This window comes from Clostridium oceanicum (assembly GCF_039521385.1).
GTDB lineage: Bacteria > Bacillota > Clostridia > Clostridiales > Clostridiaceae > Clostridium_F > Clostridium_F oceanicum.
This window is the reverse complement of the sequence record NZ_BAAACG010000013.1, coordinates 193,586-215,476: the sequence shown is the minus strand read 5'-3', so window position 1 is coordinate 215,476 and position 21,891 is coordinate 193,586. Positions and strand designations below refer to the sequence as shown.

The window sequence follows — 21,891 nt, the reverse complement described above, 5'->3', positions numbered from 1 at the left end:
TTTTCATGTTATTATGCAAATTCTATTTTGTACATATAAATTATTTTAATAAAAGCTCACTTGCTTTTGTGATTATTATATTACTACAGTATAAAATATTAGGCAAGTGAAAACTATATACTAGTATGTAATGTTCTTCTACAATTATTTTAAATTTCTTTTTTAAAAATTTTTTATTATTTTTAGAATATATTACATAGATTAAAATAAATAAATAATTTAAAACTTATTACTTTTATTCATAATCTCTATTATATATTATTTTTTCTATTGTTTTAGCTGTTTTTATTTTCTTTTCTGTTGCTGTATCTAAAGTAGATCTAACAACTTCTGTATATATTAAATCTATAATAAATATCTGTGCAATTTTGGTTGAGACAGCACCTGTTTGAAATAATGTTTCCTTTGATACATAGTATAGGCAAAAATCTGACATACTAGCTATTTGTGATTTTTCATTAGTACCAATGTACATTACTTTAGCACCATTTTCTTTAGCAAGTTTAACTGCTTTTATAATTTCTGGTGTATTCCCTGAATGAGATATAGCAACAATCAAATCATCTTTATCCATAATAGATGCCATCATAAGCATTGTGTGTCCATCACCATAAACATTACAATTTAATCCTATACGCATAAATTTATATTTAGCTTCTTCAGAAGTTATTCCAGAATGTCCTATACCCATAAAATGAACTTTTTTAGCTTTTAATATGGCTTCTGTACACTTTGTAATCTTATCATAATCTAAAATAGACATTGTTTGTTTTAAAACTTCTAAATTTATTGTATAAAATTTTCTAGCAATAGTTTCTATAGAGTCATCTTTATCTATTGGACCACTTAAAACATTATTTTGTGTAAGAGATATTTCTTTTGCAAAAGATACTTTAAAATCTTGAAATCCCTTATACCCTAGTTTTCTACAAAATCTAATTATAGTTGCTTCTCCCACTCCACATAACTTAGATATTTCAGTAACTGTTTTATATATAACTTTTTCTTTATTATTTAATATATATTCTGATAGCTTTTTTTCTGATTTTGTTAGTTTAATTTCTGAACTTTTTAGCTTACCTATTACTCCCAAGGATACTGTCATCCCCTTCAATCTTATTTTAATTTAAAATCTACTTTCAAATTAATTCCAACTTCAAACATTCTATTCCAAGGTGAAAAAGTTTCAACTTTAATTTCAGTAACATTTTTGAAACTATTTTTAATATATCTATCATAACAATGGAGAAGTTTTTTATTCATAATATCATTTACATATTCACCCTTATTTTTTAAATCGAAATAATTAGCACCTAATTTAGGCAATACATTATCTGTTATATCTTTTCTTACTATAGCTTGGTAAAAAACATCTTCAAATAAATGATAAATAAGATTTTTCTTTTGTGCAAGTTCATTTTTATTATTACTTATAGAAATTATTCCTGCCCCTATAGTTGTTCCAAGAGAATTACAATTTGTATTCCATCCTTTATAAGATATTATTTTATCTAAAATATTTAATTCATCTAATATCTCTATAAATTCTAATTCTCCACCATTTGCAAATCCACTATCACATATTATAACATTCTTATTCTTATCAATAAATTGTTTTATTTTTTCGCAAAATGAAAATAAATTTCTAAAACTCGTATAGCTTATATCTTTATGGAATTGATCCCAGGATTCTTGCATTATTTTCCCTGGAGAATTAATAGCTAAAATCAAATCTGCCTCTTTAGGATCATCTACTATAATGCTATTAGTTACTCCTATATGAAATTTCAAACTTTCATTCATAGGTCTATCTTCATATAACGGTATAGTTTGAGGTCCCAATGTTGAACTAAAAAATGGATATATCTTTATTCTATCTTTTCTAAAATCATTTACTGCTCTTGCCATCAAAGATACACCAACTTCATCTGCTCCTGGATACATATGAACTTTTCTTTGTAATCTTTTTTCTCTTATTTTTTTATGAACTTTACCTTGATCTATTGCAGTATATCCAAATTCTGCTGAATCATCTTGTGGAATAGCTAAAAAATCTATTATATTATTTTGAACTAAATCTATAATTTCTAAATTAATATTAGAATTAAAATCACGTCTATTTTCATAATCTTTTATAACATCCTGTGGAATTTCATTTTTTATTTTGCTCAAATCTTCTATTTCTTCTTTTGTTAATCCTACTCTATTTTGTTTATCTATTAGATATGCTCGTTTAAATATTCTCTCTCCAAATTCTTCATAATAATCAGGTTCTTCATCTGAACTATTATATCTTGGTGTACGCATTATTAAATTTGAAACATATATTTTAATTTTAGGATTTATTTTTTTTATTTTTTTTATATTCTCTATCATCTGCTCTTTATGATCACTTGAATAATAATGTATTCTAGATGGTAAAAGTCCTCCATAAACCATCATATCTATAGACATGACAATAGAATCAGCTGTCTTACATTCTGAAAATAAAAACTCCCATAAATTATTCAAATTAGCTTTTTCTTTTTTATTACCAAGTAAATCTTTACTTGGATATATAATTTCTAATTCCTCATTGGTACTACTCATATATACAGGATATAAATAATTACAAGGTCTTTCATCTAATGGTACATATAATATTTTTTTCATCTTTATCCCCTTTCATAGTAACTAATTGTATCAATATTTAGCAATTCGAAACCATTTTAAAAATTATATTATTTTTGATATAAATCATTTTTAAATTTGAAATTATTATAATTATTTACTTAAAAAATTACTTAATGCACCTATTATTCCAGCATCATTCTGATTTTTTGCAAAAGCTACTTTTGTATTTTTAAAAACATATGGAATTAATTTTCTTTCTATTTTTTTCACTAATATAGGGTATAAATACTGGTCTTGTGATGCTATTCCTCCACCAATAACTATTATCTCAGGATTTAAAATCAAAGCTATATTAGATATTCCTATAGATAAATTTTCTAAAAGATCATCTACAGCTTTTATGCAATCTTTATCATTGTTTTTGACTAGTCTAAAAATATCTTTACCATTTAATTTATTTTCTTTTGTATTTTTTATGTTATTGACTTTTTCTACAAGAGATCTAGTTGATGCTACATCTTGAAAATCATTTCCATTTATATTCATATATCCAATTTCCGCTGCACTAAAACTATTACCTGTATATAATTTGTTATCAATAATTATACTTCCACCAATACCTGTTCCTATTGTTAATGAAAATACACTATTAAATCCTTTAGCCACGCCATTATAAGCCTCTGCAAGTCCTGCACAATTCACATCATTTTCTACTTCAACTCTTAAATTAAATTCTTTTTCTAATTCCAATTTAAGTTTCATCCCTGTATATTCTGGTATAAGTTTAGATGCAAATATTATAGATCCTTCCTCTGAATTAACTATTCCTGCTGTGCTTATACATATTCCACTTAAACTATATTTGATTATAAATTTATTTACTATATTCTTAATTTTAGATAATATACTTTTTCCACCATTATAAGCTTCAGTATCACAACTATCTTTTTCAATGATCTCTCCATTTTCTTTTAGCACTCCATATTTAATAGAAGTACCACCTATATCAAAGCACATAAAGTTTTTCATGAGCGTCTTCCTTTCATATTATCTCTTTTATTAAATTTGGATATATAATTTTGTCTATATCTTTTAGCTCATATAATTATAAGTTATTTTTATTAGTAAGATTAAAACACATTAATATTTAATCTTATACTGATTAAATATCTTAATAAATATTAATTTTGCTATATTATTAATAGATTTTATTATTCTAATAAAAAAGCTGTCTCAAATTAGAAAAATAGTACAACATATCAATTAATTTTCCTGCTCAATATTAATATATTGTATATAAAATTCTTTTTGAAACAGCCCCTTTGTATTTTAAAATCATAAACTAGCTTAAAATCTACTATTCAAGTAACTATTTTAGTTATTAAAAATCAACTTAAAATTTAGTTTATAAAATAATCTTAAAGTTACTAACAATTATGTAAATAAATTTATTGATTATTTCTCTTATAAAGTTCTATAAATTCCCTAGCTAAATCTCTTACAACCATTGAAGTCATTAAATGATCTTGAGCATGAATTAAAAGTACATTAGTATCTACATTTTCTCCTGCTGCGTAAGATTGAATTAAAGCTGTTTGAGACTTATGACATCTTTCTAATGCTTCTGATGCTTCTTCTATAAGTTTTTCAGCTTCTTCAAATTTATTTTCTTTTGCCAAAGCTATTGCCTCCATAGAACAGCTTCTTCCCTCTCCTGCATTTGATATCATTTCAAAATACATCATTTCATTATCCATACAGCTTTCCTCCTAGCTTCTACTTTTTAAAATCAAAGTAACAAAACTTTGTTTATTTATATTTGGAATAGTTATTTTGTTATCTTTTATATTAATTTTAGATATTTCTTCTTCTTTAACATTTGATAAACACACTTCTTTTATTAAACTATTTAAATTTAAAGTAGCATCATCTATATTTTTATCCGATTGATTTAATAATCTTAATACATAAGAACTACCTTTTTCTGATTTCTTAAATGCCATAATTCCTAATCTATCATCTACATCAAATAATGAGAATTGTTCTTTCATATTCTCATTTTTATCTCTTGTAAAATCCTTAATATGTCTTGATTGAACATCTACACAAAACATACTAGCTTCTTTAGAGATTTGTGACACTTCTTTTATACCTTCATCAATATATATCGAATATTCACTAGTAACTTCTTTTAATACTTGAGAAGAAGGAGTCTTTAAATGATACCCTGAAGCTCTTCCTGGTCTAATTTTCAAATCTTCTTTTCCAAGTCTACCAACGCTTCTTATAAGAGTTAAAGCAATTTTGTTATCATCATATATTTCATATTCACAAGCTTCTTTACTTAAGACTGAAAAAGTATTTTTAGTTTCATTAAGCTTTACATATCTTTGCATAACATATATAGGTAATACTAATTCTGTAGCTCCATCTTCTAATTTTTTACCCTTTTCAATTACATTTTTTCTTACTATAGTTCCAAAATGATCTTCTGATAAATTAGTTTTTGATTTTTCAACATCAGTAAATATTGCTCTTATCATATGATCTTTTGCATTATTTACAACTTTTGTTTTAAATCTAACTTTTTTATCATCCTTTAATAATGAAACTTCTGTAATAATAGATGATTCTACATAGTTATCACTTCTATTATGATTAATACATCTATCTGGACTACTAATCACATGAGTAATTCTATATTTAACTTCATATTTATTATTTTCCATAATCTCAATACATGGCTTTGAATTTTTAGTATTTATAATTTTATCTTTTACTGGCGGAGAATAATTATATTCATCACCATCATCACCTTTTTCTTCAAACCACAATATATCTTTATAAACTACACAATTTAATTTATTGGTAATATTTAATGTACCATTTTCATTTATTTTTACAGCTAAATATTTATTTTCAAATGTTTTATTTATTTCATCACACATTAAATCACTTTTAATACAAACATTTGTTTTTTCTCTATAACATATTTTAATAGCTTTATAACCCATAGATGGAACTATATCAGAATCCAGCTTAATTTGTACTTGCTTTAATTCACCTTTTTCTTCTGCTTTTGCTTTATCATTTAAATTTAAAAGACCATTATAATATTCAATTTCATTATTTATTTTGTCTAAATTATTTAATTTCACATAAGGAATTTCATTATTATTTAAATCTTTTATTACAAAATCAGAACACTTAACATATAGGTTTAAAAATACTAAATCCTTACGTTTATATGGAAGAGTATTAAATAATATAATTGGCTCTTCATTCTCTTTAAGTAAACTAAAATCAATTTTGTCACGTAAGAATCTAAAATTCAACCATATCATTTCATTTAACCCATGTCTCAAACTTAATAACCTATTATATACAGATTGATTTACACTCTCTGGAGAAGATGAATATATAGAATCGTGAAATTGGTTTTTAAATAATATCTTCCAAAAGTAATTTGAAAGTGATTGATGATAGTTTCCTCCTAAAGAACTATTTATAACAGACATCGGTTCTACTATAGACTGAATAAGCTTTTCATATCTTTTCATAGGATTTTTAATATCCATTCTTGTAGATGATATACCTGCATGAATTCTTCCAAGGTCAGCAGATCTTGCCTCTCCTTTTGTAATTTCTATTTCTCTTTTGTTTTCCTTTATACTTTTAGAAACTTCATCTACATATATCTCTGGATTTGATATTTTTATATCGTATCCTTCTTTTTTAAGCCTTCCTTTTACACCTTCTATTATTTCAGTAATTTCTTCTTGAGGTCTTGCGTGGTCACTTCCACCCATAAATAATATTTGATCATCTTTAAATCTTTCTTCTGTATCTGAAACTACTTTTTTAATATCTTCATAAGCTTTTTCTTTATCTTCTGGTAAATATCTATAGTGACCATATCCTAATGGAAAGTGTACTGTTAAAAGTTTATCGCCATTTGGAGCTTCCCATAGAAATACTGAGTCTTTTGTTCTTCTATAATCAAATCCTCTCCAAACAAAGCAACCTTTCATTCCTATTTCCTTAAAAATTTGTGGAATAGTCTGGATTTGTCCAAAAGCATCTGGTATCCATCCTATCTCCATAGAATGACCCATATTTTCTGCTATATTACTTCCTATTAGTAAATTTCTTAGAATAGATTCTCCATTTACTAAATAAAGATCTGGTTGAGTATACCATGGACCTATAAATATCCTTTTGTTTTTAACATAATTATTTATTTTTTCTTTCATTTCTGGTCTTATCTCAAGATATTCTTCTAAAACCGCTGTTTGACCATCGAAAACAAAATACTTATAATCTTCATTTTCATCTAATATATGGAGTAACATATCAAAAGTATATGTTAACCTTATTTTGAATGCATCTGAAGATCTGTACCATTCCCTATCCCAATGAGTATGGGGTATAAAATGTATAGTTTTCATATATATTTCCTCCTGTTGATGCGATTATTTTTCACCTTCAACTAAACTATTTTGTTTAAGCATTACTTTTACAAAAGGTGCATATAAGCATATATCTAACACAAATAATGCTAACATTAATAATATTGGTGAAAGCTTAAATGCTCCTAAAACCCATGTGTTTAGAAATACTGGTTCAATTCCGGCATTTAATACAACTAAAGGAGTTACCAATCCTGTAGATACTGCAAAATAAGATATTATCGCATTTATAACTGGTATAAATACAAAAGGAATAAACATTAAAGGATTTAAAACTATAGGAAGTCCAAATATAACTGGCTCGTTTATATTAAATAATCCTGGTACAAGCCCTAATTTTGCTATTGATCTTTCGCTAGATTTTTTAGGTGCAAAAATTAAAAGTGCTACTATTAACGCTAATGTACATCCTGATCCACCAATCATTGCATATATATTTGATATAGTATTTGGTGCAACTTCTTTTATGGCATCAAAACTATTAGTTTTTGCATATAAGTCTATGTGTTTCATGAATATTGGAAGCCATAATGATGATATAACTCCCCACATTATTGAAAATCCATGTAATCCAAAGAACCAGAGTAGTTGCATTAAAAGTATTACTATTATTATTGCAGGTAATCCTGTTCCTACATTAGATAAAGGTGTAACAATAAAATGCTTTATTAACTCTTGCATTGAACCATATCCTGCTACTAAGATTGCTTCTTTTAAAAACGCAAATACTGTTAATATTATGATTATAGGTATTATAGCTAAAAAGGAATTTAAAATTCCTGGAGGTACACTATCTGGAAGTTTAATTGTAAATTTAGTTTTAACTAATTTGTTGTATAGTGCAGATGTAACCAATCCTATAATTAAAGCAGTAAACATACCTTCATAGTTAAAATACTGTGGTGCATATCCAGCTAAGGTAACCTTACTTTTAATATCAATTATTTGTGTTGGAACAGTTACAAAATACGCAACTAAAGCAAGAAGAGCACTCATAATAGGATTTATTTTTGAATTTGTGGCTTTATAACTATTAGCTAAATAATATGCTGATGCTAAAACAATTACTATACCCATAAGCCCCATTGCTGTATTACCTACACTACCTAACACGTTAGATATAACTTTTAAAGTAGCTATTTGTCCAAAGGAAGGTTTTTTCATTAAGTAATCAAGTTGCATTTTTATTAAATTTGAGAAAGATCCTACTACAGTAAAGGGAATACTTAATATAAATGCATCTTTTATAGATTGTAATACTTTGTTATCTGCTATAACCATTGAAAATTTTCCTAAATGATTTTCTAAAAAATTAAGAAATTTATTCACCCATTCCACCCCTTTATAATTAGTTATATTTATTTATTGTTATCTATTAATTTAATTGCCATTTCTAAAACAGCTTTTCCATCACATCTACCATAAATCATAGGATTTATAACATCTATTGGTATATTTAATTCTTTAGCTTTTGGTTCAAATCTTGATTTTAAAAATCTCATTTGAGGTCCAAGTAATATCACCTCAGCATTTTCCATTTCTTGTTCTACTTTATCTTGGCCAACTGCCCATATTGTAGCTTTTATCCCCTCTTGCTCTGCATACTTTTCCATTTTTGTTACTAATAAACTTGTTGACATTCCTGATGAACATGCTAATAATATTTTCATTTTTTTTCCTCCTTATTATTTAATCTTTCTATTAGTGTCTTTTTAATTAAGATTTTTATTCTAATGTGGCTTTATAAAATTTTTGCGTTATAAGTTGAGGCCTAGTTATTGCAGATCCAACAACTACTGAATATGCTCCAATTTCTAAAGCTTTTTTTAAATCATCTGGAGTATTTATTTTACCTTCTCCTATTACAGGAATATTCGTAGAATCAACTAACTCTTCTAATAACTCAAAATCTGGTTCATCACTTTTTTTAGAATATGGAGTATAACCTGATAAAGTGGTTGATATACAATCTACTCCTAACTTTTCTGCATTAATACCTTCTTCAAAAGTGGATATATCAGCCATAACTAGCTTTTTATTTTCATGAACATAATCTATTAAAGATTTTAAATTTTCATTGTTAGGCCTTTTTCTTAAAGTACAATCTAGAGCTATCATTTCGCAACCTGACTTTAAAAGTTCATCAATTTCTACTTTAGTAGGAGTTATATATATATCTGAATCATCATACTTTCTTTTTACTAATCCTATAACAGGTAGTGATGTAACTTTTTTTATTTCTTCTATGTCTTGTCTACTTTGAGCTCTTATTGCAACTGCTCCACCTTCTTTTGCTGCCTTAGCCATTCTTCCCATTATAAATGAACTATAAAGAGGCTCATCTTCTAAAGCTTGGCAAGAAACAATTAGTTTTTTATGTATATCTTTTAGCAATTACTACACCTCCGGAAATCCTTTTCATAATTTTAATTAATTATTAAATACATAATATCAATTTTGGAGAAAATTTTCAATATTATTTTTGAAGTTTTTTTTCATTTTTATTTAATTTTTATTATTTATATATGGTTATTATTTATTTTTTTAGATTTAATACTAATATTATACAAATTTTATAGATTTAATTTCATATCAGGTGTTATTTTTGAAAATTTATTTCATTATTTTATATATTTTAAATCATAACATTCCCTATCCTTATATTATATTTTGAAAATTTTCTTCTAAATTTAAAATGCTAAAAAATCATAAATTTATATGATACAATTTTACATAGTATTTTTATTAGTTAAATCCACTTACTTTGAATCTAATAAATATACTAATAAAATTTACAATATCTTTAATAATAAAAAAAGAGATAACCATTAATCCTGGTTATCCCTCTAATATAACTTGTATATTCATTTTTTATGTTATGTATTATTTATTAATACCTTGATGCATTCTTCATTTGTCTTTCTATATCTCTCTTTGCAGATTTTTCAATAAGTGACTGTCTTTTATCATAGTTTTTCTTACCCTTTGCTACTGCTAAGGCTACTTTCACCCTTCCATGCTTTAAATATAAAGTTAAAGGTACAAGTGTGTATCCTTGTTGAGTAGTATATCCAATCAATTTATCTATTTCTGATTTATGGAGTAAAAGCTTTCTATCTCTTAAAGGATCCTTATTAAAAATATTACCTTGTTCATATGGACTAATGTGCATATTTCTAACAAAAACTTCTCCATTTCTAACTTCTGCATAACTATCTTTTAAATTAGCTTTTCCTGCTCTTATAGATTTAACTTCCGTTCCTACTAATTCTATTCCAGCTTCATACTTTTCTTCTACAAAATAATCATGTCTAGCTTTTCTATTTTCTACAAGAGTATTTGATGCTTTTCCTTTTACCTTTCCCATATAATCACCTGCCTAACTAAACAAAAGGTTTTATAAAATACGTATATTATAGTATACCATTTGCCCCTAAAGTTTTCAAATTACCTTTTCATATTATATAAAAATATAAAATACTAATTATTCCTTAACCTTTATTATAATACAAATATATCTTTATTTAATAATTTAATATAATAATTATTAATTAGATTTTTCAAATATATTAGTAGTCTCTTTTAAAATTTTAAAATTCGTTAAATCATAATGAAGAGGAGTTAAAGTAACATATTTATTTTTTATATAATAAATATCTGTTCCTTTATCAAGGTTATCATTCATTTTTCCTTCTAATTTAAAAGTTTTATTACCATCATCATCTATACATTCAACAAAATAGCTATCATATATTTTGTTTCCTATACTACATACTTTTAATCCTTTTATCTCTTCTTTTTCCAAAGAAGGAATATTTAAATTTAAAACCACATCATTTCTTAAGTATTTTTCTCTAGATTTACCTAATACTTTTAATGCATAATCAGCTGCTAAATCATAGTTTATATCTTTTCCTTTAGTTATCTGAAGAGATACTGCCATAGATGGCAAGTTATATATAGATCCTTCAATTGCAGCAGAAACAGTACCTGAATACAATATATCATTTCCTATATTAACCCCTCTATTTATACCAGATATAACTATATCTATTTTTTCTTTTATAATTTTATCAAGCCCTATTCTTACACAATCTGCTGGAGTTCCACTTACCTTATATGCTTTAACATTTACCCCTTCTATCTTTGTTTCTTCCACTTTAATTGACTCTGCTATAGTTATAGAATGACTACAAGCACTCTTTTGCTCTGAAGGAGCTACAACTATAACATTATGCTCTTTTATTAAATGCTTAGCCAAAACTTTTATACCTTCAGCTTCCACTCCATCATCGTTTGTCAATAAAATATTCATATTAAACCTCCCAAATAATAAATATAAAAAACAAAAGATGTATTTCTAAAAAATATTCTCCTTACTAAAAAAATATATCTAAATTATATATCCTTTTATTTTTAAATTTATAAATCCCTATTTCCATAATTAAGAAGCTGTCTAAAAATAGAAAAACAGTACAATATATAGATTTAAATCTAAATATATTGCATATGGAATTCTTTTTTTAGGCAGCTAATATTATTTAAAATTCTTCTTCAACCTCTTGGTTTTTTTCCTTATCTTCTTCTTTTATAAGATCAAAATATACTTCATGACTATCCAAATCAACTTTAGAAACTTTAATTTTAACTTCATCCCCAAGTCTATAAATATTTTTAGTTCTTTCTCCTATTAAGCTTAAATGATTTTCATCATAAATATAATAATCATCAGCTAAAGTACTTATATGAACTAATCCTTCTATAGTATTAGGCAATTCTACAAACATACCAAAATTAGTTACTGAAGATACTATTCCTTTATATTCTTCTCCTATTTTTTCACTCATATATTCAGCTTTCTTTAAATCATCTACTTCTCTTTCTGCTTCTTGAGCTACTCTCTCCATTTCTGAAGATTGCTTTGATGCTCTTTCCACTTCAGATGATAACCTATTTGATCTTTTGTCATTTATTTTACCATTTATATATTCTTTTATTATCCTGTGTATTATAAGATCTGGATATCTTCTTATAGGAGATGTAAAATGACAATAATATCTAGCCGCAAGTCCAAAATGTCCTATACATTCTGGTGAATATCTTGCTTGTTTTAAAGAACGAAGAAGCAAAGTACTTACTACTGTTTCTTCTTTTTCTCCTTTTACCTTCTCTACAATGTTTTGTAATGCTTTAGGATGAACTTCATTATTCCATCTCACTACATATCCTATATTATGAACGAATTCATTAAAATGCATAAGTTTTTCTTCGTCAGGCTCTTCATGAACTCTAAAAACAAAAGGTAAATTAGCCCAATGCATATGTTCTGCTATAGTTTCATTACAAACCAACATAAATTCTTCTATAATTCTATTTGCTATAGCCCTTTCATAGGGTTTAATTTCTTCTGGCTTTCCATTTTGATCTAATATTATTTTACATTCCTCAAAGTCAAAATCTATAGCCCCTCTAGTCATTCTTTTATTATATAAAACTCCACAAAGTTCTTCCATAAGTTTAAATTCATCTATTAAATGACTATATTTTTTTATAAATTCTTCATCTTTATCTCTTAAAATTTTAGTTACAGCTTCATAAGTCATTCTTTCTTTAGATTTTATGACACTTTCTACTATTCTGTGATCTACCACTTTACCTTTGCTGTTTATTTCCATAAAACAACTTAAAGCAAGTCTGTCAACATTAGGATTTAAACTACAAATACCATTAGAAAGTTTTCTAGGAAGCATAGGAATAACTCTATCTATCAAATATACAGATGTACCTCTTTTAAAAGCTTCTTTATCTAAAGGATTATTTTCCTTTACATAATTAGAAACATCAGCTATATGAACTCCTAAATAATAATTTCCATTAGGTAGTTTTTCTAAAGATACACCATCATCTAAATCTTTAGCATCAGCGCCATCTATAGTAATTATTTTTAAATCTCTTAAATCTTCTCTTCTTTCATATTCTTCTTCCGGTATATTTTCTGGTATACCTTCTGCAAAAGACTTAACTTTTTTAGGAAATTCTTCTGCAAGCCTATGTTTTCTTATTATAGTTAAAATGTCAATTCCTTTTTCTTCTTTATATCCTAATATCTCAATTATTTTTCCTTCAGGACTTCTCCTTTTTTCTGGATATGTCATTATCTCAGCTACTACTATTTGACCAGTTTTAGCACCATTCCTCTGAGATTTAGGTATAAATATATCTTGATATACTTTTTTATCTTCTGAAACTACAAAACCAAAATTCTTACTGTCTTCATATGTTCCTATAACAGTTTTGTTTCCTCTAACTAAAATTCTTATTATTTCTCCTTCGCACCTTTTACCGCCTGCTTGTTCTTTAACAATTTTAACTACAACTTCATCATTATTCATAGCTCCATTCATATTAGATGAAGGTACAAATATGTCTTCTTTTTCATCATCTCTTATAACAAACCCAAAACCTTTTTGATGCCCTTGTAATTTTCCAACTATAAGACCCATTCTAGATGGTATACCATAATGATCTGTTCTAGTTTTTACTATCTGACCTTCTTTTTCCATAGAATCTAGAATTTTAGAAAAATCTTTCTGATCACATTTTCTAATACCAAATATTTTCCTTAGCTCTTTTATATTCATAGGCTTATACGCTTGTTCATTCATAAAATTAAATATTTGTTCTTTTATATTCATACCATACCTCCTGTATTGGATACCTTATAATATTTATAGTTATAGTTTAATCATTTTAACAAATTTTATTATGAATACTAAAAATTTCTCTACTTTTTTAATGTTATATTAATTATATATATTAGTCAATTTAATTACTTATTTGGATTAAATCACATTAAAATGAATAATAGCCTAAATATATAACTATAATTAATTTTATAAAACAAAAAATAAAATATAGCTGCTTTTAACAAACAGCTATATTTCTTATATGTAAATTACTATTTAACTATCATATTTTGTACTAGTACAATAACCGCAAATAATATTGATAAAATCACTGTAAGTCTTGATAAAACAGATTCTGAAGTTCTTGTTTTATTTTTAGCATAAAACGTATCAGATCCTCCACCCATAAATCCGCTCAATCCGTTAGTTTTACTAGGCTGTTTTAAAACTAATATTATCAATAAAATAGAAATTATAGTTAACGAAACTAATAAAAAAGTATTCATTATTTACCTCCTACAGATCTATCTAATCTTCAAAATAAAATACTTATATAATTGTAACATATAAAATAATCAAATACAATCTTACATATATAGTAAGAATAATAAAGATACCTATTCCTAAAAAAATATTTACTTCACTAAGGAAAATTTATAGATTTATTAGACAAATAAAGGAGACTAATAAAATTAATCTCCTTTATAAATATATATTTAAAATTTTAAGTAAACTATTTTTTTATGTTATAAAAAGCTTTCAATCCTCTGTATTCTCCCATATCTGCAAGTTCTTCTTCTATTCTTAATAACTGATTATATTTGGCAACTCTTTCACTTCTTGAAGGAGCTCCTGTTTTAATTTGCCCTGCATTTACAGCTACAACTAAATCAGCTATTGTTGTATCTTCAGTTTCTCCTGATCTATGAGATACTACTGCAGTATATCCTGCTCTTTCAGCCATTTCTATGGCATTTAATGTTTCTGTTAATGTACCAATTTGGTTAAGCTTTATAAGAATTGAGTTAGTTACTCCAAGTTCTATTCCTTTTTGGAGTCTCTTAGTATTAGTTACAAATAAGTCATCTCCAACTAATTGAATCTTATTTCCAAGTTTTTCAGTCATAATAGCCCATCCATCCCAATCTTCTTCAGCCATACCATCTTCAATTGAGATTATTGGATATTTTTCAACTAAATCAGCATAAAAATCTACCATTTCAGTTGCATTTAAAGTTTTTCCTTCACTTTTTAATTCATACATTTTACTTTCTGTATTATAAAACTCAGATGCTGCTGGGTCTAAAGCTATATATATATCTTCCCCTGGCTTAAATCCTGCTTCTTTTATTGCTTTAATTATTACTTCTATAGCTTCTTCATTACTTTTTAGGTTTGGTGCAAATCCACCTTCGTCACCTACACCAGTAGCTAATCCTTGTTTATTTAATATTGATTTTAATTTATGGAATACTTCAGAGCACATTCTAAGTGCTTGTGAGAAAGTTTCTGCACCAGCTGGCATAACCATAAATTCTTGAAGGTCAACATTATTATCAGCATGAGAACCACCATTTAATATGTTCATCATAGGAACCGGTAAAACTTTTCCGTTAACTCCACCTATGTATTGGTATAAAGATAATCCTAAAGATTTAGCAGCAGCTCTTGCACACGCAAGTGAAACTCCAAGCATTGCATTTGCACCTAGTTTTCCTTTGTTTTCTGTTCCATCAAGTTCTATCATTGTTTTATCTATGAAAACTTGATCAAGAACATTCATTCCTACTAACTCATCTGCTATAAGTGTATTTACATTTTCAACAGCTTTCAAAACACCCTTACCATTGTAGATTGATTTATTATCATCTCTTAATTCAACAGCTTCAAATATTCCAGTTGAAGCTCCTGAAGGTACTGCTGCTCTTCCTACTGTTCCATCTTCTAGTTCTACTTCTACCTCTACAGTTGGGTTGGATCTTGAATCTAATATTTGTCTTGCGTAAACATCTACTATTTCAATATAACTTTTCATTTTACTTCCTCCTAACTAATATTGGTTAAATTTTAATACCATTTATATTATAGCTATTATTTTAAAAGACTATTCCCTGTCATTTCTTCTGGTTTAGGAAGATTCATTACTTCTAACATTGTAGGAGCAATATCTGCTAATATTCCATTATCTCTTAACCCTTTATTTTCACTATTATTAGATACATGTACAAAAGGAACTAAATTTGTAGTATGTGCTGTAAAAGGTTTTCCAGTAGAATAGTCTATCATTTCTTCTGAATTTCCATGATCTGCAGTAATAAATACTGTTCCATCTTTTTCTAAAACTTTATTTACTACTTTTCCTAAGCACTCATCTACAGCTTCTACAGCTTTTATAGCAGCTTCCATTACCCCTGTATGACCAACCATATCTGGGTTTGCATAATTTAATATTATCATATCATGCTCATTTTGGTCTAATCTTTCTAAAAGCTTATCAGTTACTTCATAAACACTCATTTCTGGTTTTAAATCATAAGTAGCTACTTTTGGAGAAGGTATTAAGTCTCTATCTTCATCTTTATTAGGCTTTTCTACTCCACCATTAAAGAAGAAAGTAACATGAGCATATTTTTCTGTTTCAGCTATTCTTAGTTGTTTCTTACCTTTTTCACTTACATACTCACCTAAAGTATTTTCAAGTGTTTCAGGTTTAAAAGCAACTTCTACATTTTCTAAAGTGCTATCATACTCTGTCATAGTAACAAATTCTAAGTCTAAAGTATCTCTTTTAAATCCGTCAAATACTTTATCATTTATAGCTCTTGTAAGTTCTCTTGCTCTATCTGGTCTAAAATTAAAGAATATAACTGAATCATTATTTTTCACTTCAGCTATTGGGTTACCGTCTTCTGTAATAACTGTTGGAAGTACAAATTCATCTGTTTTATTATCATGATAGGATCTTTCTAATCCTTCTATTGCAGTTGAAGCTTTTTCACCTTCACCTTTAACAATAGCATTATATGCAAGTTCTACTCTTTCCCATCTATTATCTCTATCCATAGCATAATATCTACCTGATATTGTAGCTAATTTGCCTACTTCTTTTTCTTTCATATAATCTTCTATATCTTGAATGTATTCTTTTGCAGAAGAAGGTGCAACATCTCTTCCATCTAAAAATCCATGTACATATACTTTTTCTATATTCTTTTTCTTGGCAAAATCTAATATTGCTTTTAAGTGATTCATATGAGAATGAACGCCACCAGGTGACAAAAGTCCTAAAATATGAAGAGCAGAATTATGTTTTAAAGCGTTATCTGCTGCTTTATTTAAAGCTTTGTTTTCAAAAAAATCTCCATCTTCTATTGACTTTGTGATTCTTGTAAGTGCTTGATACACTATTCTACCAGCACCTATATTTAAATGTCCAACTTCTGAATTTCCCATTTGTCCATCTGGAAGTCCTACACTTAATCCACTTGCTCCTAGTTTAGTATGAGGATATTTTTCTAATATCTTATCTAAATTTGGTTTTTTAGCTTGGCGTGCTGCATTTCCATCAACTTTATCACTAATACCAAAACCATCTAATATCATCAAAAGTACTGGTTTTTTACCCATTGTCTGCCTCCTTAATCTCAACTAATTAATAATTCACTATAGCTGAAAAATCATTAGCTTTTAAGCTTGCTCCACCAACTAATGCTCCGTCTATTTCTTTTTCTTCCATTTGTTCTTTAATTGTATGAGGTTTAACTGAACCACCATATTGGATTCTTACTTTTTCTGCTACTTCTTTTCCATACATTCCTTCTATTACGCTTCTTATATATCCAATAGTTTCATTAGCTTGCTCATTTGTAGCAGTTTTTCCAGTTCCAATAGCCCAAATAGGTTCATATGCAACAACTAGTTTTTCAACTTGTTCTTTTTCTAAATCTTTTAAATCTATTTTTATTTGCATTCCTAATACATCTTCTGTTATGTTTCCTTCTCTTTGTTCTAAAGTTTCTCCACAGCATACTATAGGAAGTAAATTATGTTCAAATGCTTTTTTTACTTTTTTGTTTACTGTTTCATCAGTTTCATTAAAGTATTGTCTTCTTTCGCTATGTCCAAGTATAACGTATTTAACTCCCATTTCTTCTAGCATTTTAGGAGATATTTCTCCTGTAAAAGCTCCACTTTCTTCAAAATGCATATTTTGAGCACCTACAGCAACGTTACTTCCTTCAGTTTCTTTTAATACTTCTGAAAGACAAACATATGTAGGACAAACAACAACGTCACATTTAGCATCTTTAACTAATGGTTTTAATTCTTTAACTAATTCTACTGCTTCATTTACAGTTTTGTTCATTTTCCAGTTTCCTGCTATTATAGCTTTTCTCATTAAAATCACGCTCCATATATTATTATTTAGTTATTTTTAATATTTTTTATATTATTTATCATTAAGTGCTGCTATTCCTGGAAGTTCTTTTCCTTCTAAGAATTCTAATGAAGCTCCACCACCTGTTGATATATGTGTCATTTTGTCTCCATATCCTAGTTGGTTTACAGCAGCTGCACTATCTCCGCCACCTATTATTGTTACAGCTTTAGCTTCAGCCATTTCTTTAGCTACTTTTAAAGTTCCATTTGCAAAGCTTTTAAATTCAAATACTCCCATAGGTCCGTTCCAAACTACTGTTTTAGCTTTTTCAATTGCATCACAATATAATTTAGCAGTTTTTGGTCCTATATCTAGTCCCATGTATCCATCTTCTATATTTTGATCTTCAGTTACAATAGCTTTTGCATCTTTATCAAATTTATCAGCAACAGTATTATCTATAGGAAGTAATAAATTTACACCTTTTTCTTTTGCTTTAGTTATCATTTCTTTTGCATATTCTACTTTATCTTCTTCAACAAGTGAAGTACCGATTTTATATCCTTGAGCTTTTGAGAATGTATATCCCATTCCTCCACCTATTATTAAAGTATCAACTTTTTCAAGTAAATTATTTATAACATTTATTTTGTCAGAAACTTTTGCTCCTCCAAGTATAGCTACAAATGGTTTTTCTGGTTTTTCAACTGCATTACCTAAGAATTTTAATTCTTTTTGTATTAAGTATCCACAAGCTGCAACTTTTAAGTATTTTGTAACTCCTACTGTTGAGCAGTGAGCTCTATGAGCAGTTCCAAAAGCATCATTTACAAACACTTCTGCAAGTGAAGCTAATTCTTTTGAGAAGTTATCTTCATTTTTAGTTTCTTCTTTTCTAAATCTAGTATTTTCAAGTAAAACTACATCACCATTTTTCATGTTTTCTGTAGCATTTTTAGCATTTTCTCCAACTACATTATCATCTTGTGCAAACACAACTTCTTTTCCTAACATTTCAGAAAGTCTTTTTGCAACTGGTGCTAATGAAAGTTCTTTTTTAGGTGTTCCTTTTGGTTTACCCATATGAGAACAAAGTATCACTTTAGCATCATTTTCTACAAGATATTTTATTGTAGGCATAGCACCTACTAATCTATTTTCATCTGTTATTTTTCCATCTTTTAAAGGAACATTAAAGTCGCATCTTACTAAAACTTTTTTTCCAGCTACATTAATATCTTCTATAGTCTTTTTATTATAATTCATTGACATTCACCTCTTAATTAAAATTAAATAAATAGTATATACTATTTATTATTTGTGATATACTATCTTCTACTATTCTATCTTTTTGCATAGTATAATGTCAATATTTAGTATATCATTTGTTTTTAACATATAATATTAAAATAATTTATAAAAAAAGGTTTGGACTTATAGCCAAAACTACAAAACCAAACCTTTTTAACAAGGATACTAGTTTAGATATAAGTTTCTAAATAAAGTTATCCTTTTGTTTTAAATTAAAGTCTATCTGAAACAAATTTAGTTAAATCAGCTAATCTGTTAGAATAACCATATTCGTTATCATACCAAGAAACAACTTTAACTAATCTATTATCGATTACGTTTGTTGATAATCCATCTACGATTGAAGATCTTTCATCTGCTTTGTAATCCATAGATACTAATGGTTCTTCACTGTATCCTAATATTCCTTTTAATTCACCTTCAGCTGCTTTTTTGAAAGCTGCATTTAATTTTTCTACAGTAACATCTTTTTTAACTGTACAAACTAAATCAGTTAATGAAACTGTTGGTGTAGGTACTCTTACTGCCATACCATTTAATTTACCTTTTAATTGTGGTAATACTAGTGCAACTGCTTTTGCAGCTCCTGTGCTTGTTGGTATCATTGATTCAGCAGCAGCTCTTGCTCTTCTTAAATCACTATGAGGAGCATCTAAAACTTTTTGGTCTCCTGTATATGAATGAATTGTTGTCATTAATCCTGCTTCGATTCCGAATTCTTCATCAATTACTTTAGCAAATGGTGCTAAACAGTTTGTTGTACAAGAAGCGTTTGAAATTATATCATGTTTTGAAGCATCATATTCTTTTTCATTAACTCCCATAACAATTGTTATATCTTCGTTTTTAGCTGGAGCTGAAATTAAAACTTTTTTAACTGTTCCACCTAAATGTAATGAAGCTTTTGCTTTATCTCTAAAGAATCCTGTTGACTCTATAACTATTTCTGCTCCTGTTGAAGACCAGTCAATGTTTTTAGGATCTCTTTCTGCGAATATTTTTATTTCGTTTCCGTTTACTACTATTGAATTTTCTTTTACTTCAACTGTTCCATCAAATTTTCCGTATAAACTATCATATTTTAATAAATGAGCTAGTGTAGCTGCATCTGTTAAATCGTTGATAGCTACAACTTGTAATTCTCCACCATAATTTTTAACTAAAGCTTTGAATACGTTTCTTCCTATTCTTCCAAAACCATTAATTGCAACTTTAACCATTCTAAGTACCTCCTAAAATTTTTAATAGCATTATATTTATTTTTATATTTATTTTTAACTAGTTTAATTAAATTAATAACTTTATATAAAACTAAATTAATAATATTAATTTAGTAGTTTAACAATTTCTCTTGCTGCCCCTTCATCTGTTATAAGGACACTGTTTTTATTTTTTATCTCTGCAGCAACAATAGCTTTTCCTTTAGATTTTCCACCAGTTACTGCAATTATAGTATCTACATTACTAATATTTTCTCTTTTTATTCCTATAGTAGGATTAGAATAAACTACTTCACCTTCCATATTAAAATAATATCCAAAGGCTTCTCCTACTCCTTCTTTTTCTCTTATAAAATCAATTTCTGATTTAGATACTCCTCTTCTTCTAGCCATAACATCAGCTATTCCTATACCATAAACTAATATATTAGCTTTATGAATTATATCTAAAACTTTCTTAATTTCATTTTCTTTCATTATTGCTTTTAAAGCTTCTTCGCTTAAGTTATCTGGAACATGCATAAGTTTGTAGTTAGCATTAATTTTCTCTGCTAATTTTGCTACTAAAGTATTAGCTTGTATTTCTACTTTTCTTCCTATGCCACCTCTTGCTGGAACAACAACTAAATTTTTAAAATTACTAAACCTAGGTGCATTATCAACAACTTCCTTTATAGTACTTCCTCCAGTTATAGCTAATATACTGTCATCTTTTAAAATGTTTTTTATATAATTTCCAGTAACTCTTCCAAGTTCGCTTTTAACTGTTTTATCTTCATCTAAATCTCCTGGAACTACTATAACTTGTTTAAGCTTTAATTTATTCTTTATTATATTTTCTATTTCTTTTAAGCCTCTTAACTCTTTTATAAATTCTTTTAAACTATCTGTTATAATTTCTCCTTCTTTGGTTACTGTCATTCCTGAAGTATCTATATCAATCAAATTTTGATTTTTTAAAAAACTTACTTCCGTTCTGACTACCCTTTCACCTATACCTATATCATTTGCTAATGCTCTTCTTCCTATAGGCTGCTTATAATAAATAGTTCTTAAAATATTATATCTTTTTTCTAAAAGCTTAAGCATTTCTGGAACAACTTTCTGTTGTAGTTTTAGTAGCTGTTGCATTTTATACACTCCTTAGCATACGAAAGGGTGTGGACTGTATATGTCCCTACCTTTATATTTATGTCCCACCTATATTATAA

At 27.2% G+C, this 21,891-nt stretch carries 18 protein-coding genes; all 18 read right to left on the bottom strand.

All coding sequences use genetic code 11. The annotated features are described in order from the left end of the window. Nucleotides 1–235 precede the first annotated feature (235 nt). Nucleotides 236–1,105: a MurR/RpiR family transcriptional regulator gene (locus ABDZ71_RS14950; protein WP_343762783.1), complete on the bottom strand. Its 870-nt coding sequence runs from the start codon at nucleotides 1,103–1,105 to the stop codon at nucleotides 236–238. An 11-nt stretch (nucleotides 1,106–1,116) separates the two neighbouring features. Then, a complete protein-coding gene (locus ABDZ71_RS14945; RefSeq protein ID WP_343762782.1) occupies nucleotides 1,117–2,652 on the bottom strand; it encodes a DUF4127 family protein in 1,536 nt (511 codons plus the stop codon). A gap of 111 nt (nucleotides 2,653–2,763) precedes the next feature. Then, nucleotides 2,764–3,642: an ROK family protein gene (locus ABDZ71_RS14940; RefSeq protein WP_343762780.1), complete on the bottom strand. Its 879-nt coding sequence runs from the start codon at nucleotides 3,640–3,642 to the stop codon at nucleotides 2,764–2,766. Nucleotides 3,643–4,061: 419 nt separating this feature from the next. After that, a complete protein-coding gene (locus ABDZ71_RS14935; RefSeq protein ID WP_343762779.1) occupies nucleotides 4,062–4,370 on the bottom strand; it encodes a PTS lactose/cellobiose transporter subunit IIA in 309 nt (102 codons plus the stop codon). A 12-nt stretch (nucleotides 4,371–4,382) separates the two neighbouring features. After that, a complete protein-coding gene (locus tag ABDZ71_RS14930; RefSeq protein ID WP_343762778.1) occupies nucleotides 4,383–7,061 on the bottom strand; it encodes a glycoside hydrolase family 38 N-terminal domain-containing protein in 2,679 nt (892 codons plus the stop codon). Between the two features lie 24 nt (nucleotides 7,062–7,085). After that, a complete protein-coding gene (locus tag ABDZ71_RS14925; protein WP_343762776.1) occupies nucleotides 7,086–8,411 on the bottom strand; it encodes a PTS sugar transporter subunit IIC in 1,326 nt (441 codons plus the stop codon). A gap of 29 nt (nucleotides 8,412–8,440) precedes the next feature. Beyond that, the gene (locus ABDZ71_RS14920; RefSeq protein ID WP_343762775.1) at nucleotides 8,441–8,752 is read right to left on the bottom strand and encodes a PTS sugar transporter subunit IIB; all 312 of its coding nucleotides are present in this window, start codon (nucleotides 8,750–8,752) and stop codon (nucleotides 8,441–8,443) included. 55 nt (nucleotides 8,753–8,807) lie between these two features. Then, entirely contained in the window at nucleotides 8,808–9,476 is a 669-nt protein-coding gene (locus tag ABDZ71_RS14915; protein WP_343762773.1) for an N-acetylmannosamine-6-phosphate 2-epimerase, read from the bottom strand. A gap of 496 nt (nucleotides 9,477–9,972) precedes the next feature. Next, complete coding sequence (gene smpB, locus ABDZ71_RS14910; protein ID WP_343762771.1) at nucleotides 9,973–10,449, bottom strand: SsrA-binding protein SmpB; 477 nt, start codon at nucleotides 10,447–10,449, stop codon at nucleotides 9,973–9,975. 180 nt (nucleotides 10,450–10,629) lie between these two features. Continuing rightward, nucleotides 10,630–11,397, bottom strand: coding sequence for a 5'/3'-nucleotidase SurE (surE, locus tag ABDZ71_RS14905; RefSeq protein WP_343762770.1), 768 nt, complete (start codon nucleotides 11,395–11,397; stop codon nucleotides 10,630–10,632). A 226-nt stretch (nucleotides 11,398–11,623) separates the two neighbouring features. Continuing rightward, the gene (gene rnr, locus ABDZ71_RS14900; RefSeq protein ID WP_343762769.1) at nucleotides 11,624–13,777 is read right to left on the bottom strand and encodes a ribonuclease R; all 2,154 of its coding nucleotides are present in this window, start codon (nucleotides 13,775–13,777) and stop codon (nucleotides 11,624–11,626) included. 263 nt (nucleotides 13,778–14,040) lie between these two features. After that, a complete protein-coding gene (gene secG / locus ABDZ71_RS14895; RefSeq protein ID WP_343762767.1) occupies nucleotides 14,041–14,274 on the bottom strand; it encodes a preprotein translocase subunit SecG in 234 nt (77 codons plus the stop codon). A 227-nt stretch (nucleotides 14,275–14,501) separates the two neighbouring features. Next, nucleotides 14,502–15,803 carry a phosphopyruvate hydratase gene (gene eno, locus ABDZ71_RS14890; RefSeq protein ID WP_343762766.1) on the bottom strand — a complete coding sequence of 434 codons (1,302 nt, stop codon included), beginning with the start codon at nucleotides 15,801–15,803 and terminating at the stop codon, nucleotides 14,502–14,504. Nucleotides 15,804–15,859: 56 nt separating this feature from the next. Continuing rightward, nucleotides 15,860–17,395 (bottom strand): 2,3-bisphosphoglycerate-independent phosphoglycerate mutase, encoded by a 1,536-nt coding sequence (gene gpmI / locus ABDZ71_RS14885; RefSeq protein ID WP_343762765.1) that lies wholly within the window; start codon nucleotides 17,393–17,395, stop codon nucleotides 15,860–15,862. A 25-nt stretch (nucleotides 17,396–17,420) separates the two neighbouring features. Next, a complete protein-coding gene (gene tpiA, locus ABDZ71_RS14880; RefSeq protein WP_343762763.1) occupies nucleotides 17,421–18,167 on the bottom strand; it encodes a triose-phosphate isomerase in 747 nt (248 codons plus the stop codon). Nucleotides 18,168–18,218: 51 nt separating this feature from the next. Continuing rightward, the gene (locus ABDZ71_RS14875) at nucleotides 18,219–19,415 is read right to left on the bottom strand and encodes a phosphoglycerate kinase (protein WP_343762762.1); all 1,197 of its coding nucleotides are present in this window, start codon (nucleotides 19,413–19,415) and stop codon (nucleotides 18,219–18,221) included. A 257-nt stretch (nucleotides 19,416–19,672) separates the two neighbouring features. Next, nucleotides 19,673–20,680, bottom strand: a complete 1,008-nt coding sequence (gap, locus tag ABDZ71_RS14870) for a type I glyceraldehyde-3-phosphate dehydrogenase (RefSeq protein ID WP_343762760.1) — start codon at nucleotides 20,678–20,680, stop codon at nucleotides 19,673–19,675. A gap of 105 nt (nucleotides 20,681–20,785) precedes the next feature. After that, on the bottom strand, nucleotides 20,786–21,811 hold the full coding sequence (locus tag ABDZ71_RS14865) for a sugar-binding transcriptional regulator (RefSeq protein WP_343762758.1): 1,026 nt from the start codon (nucleotides 21,809–21,811) through the stop codon (nucleotides 20,786–20,788). Between the last annotated feature and the right edge of the window lie 80 nt (nucleotides 21,812–21,891).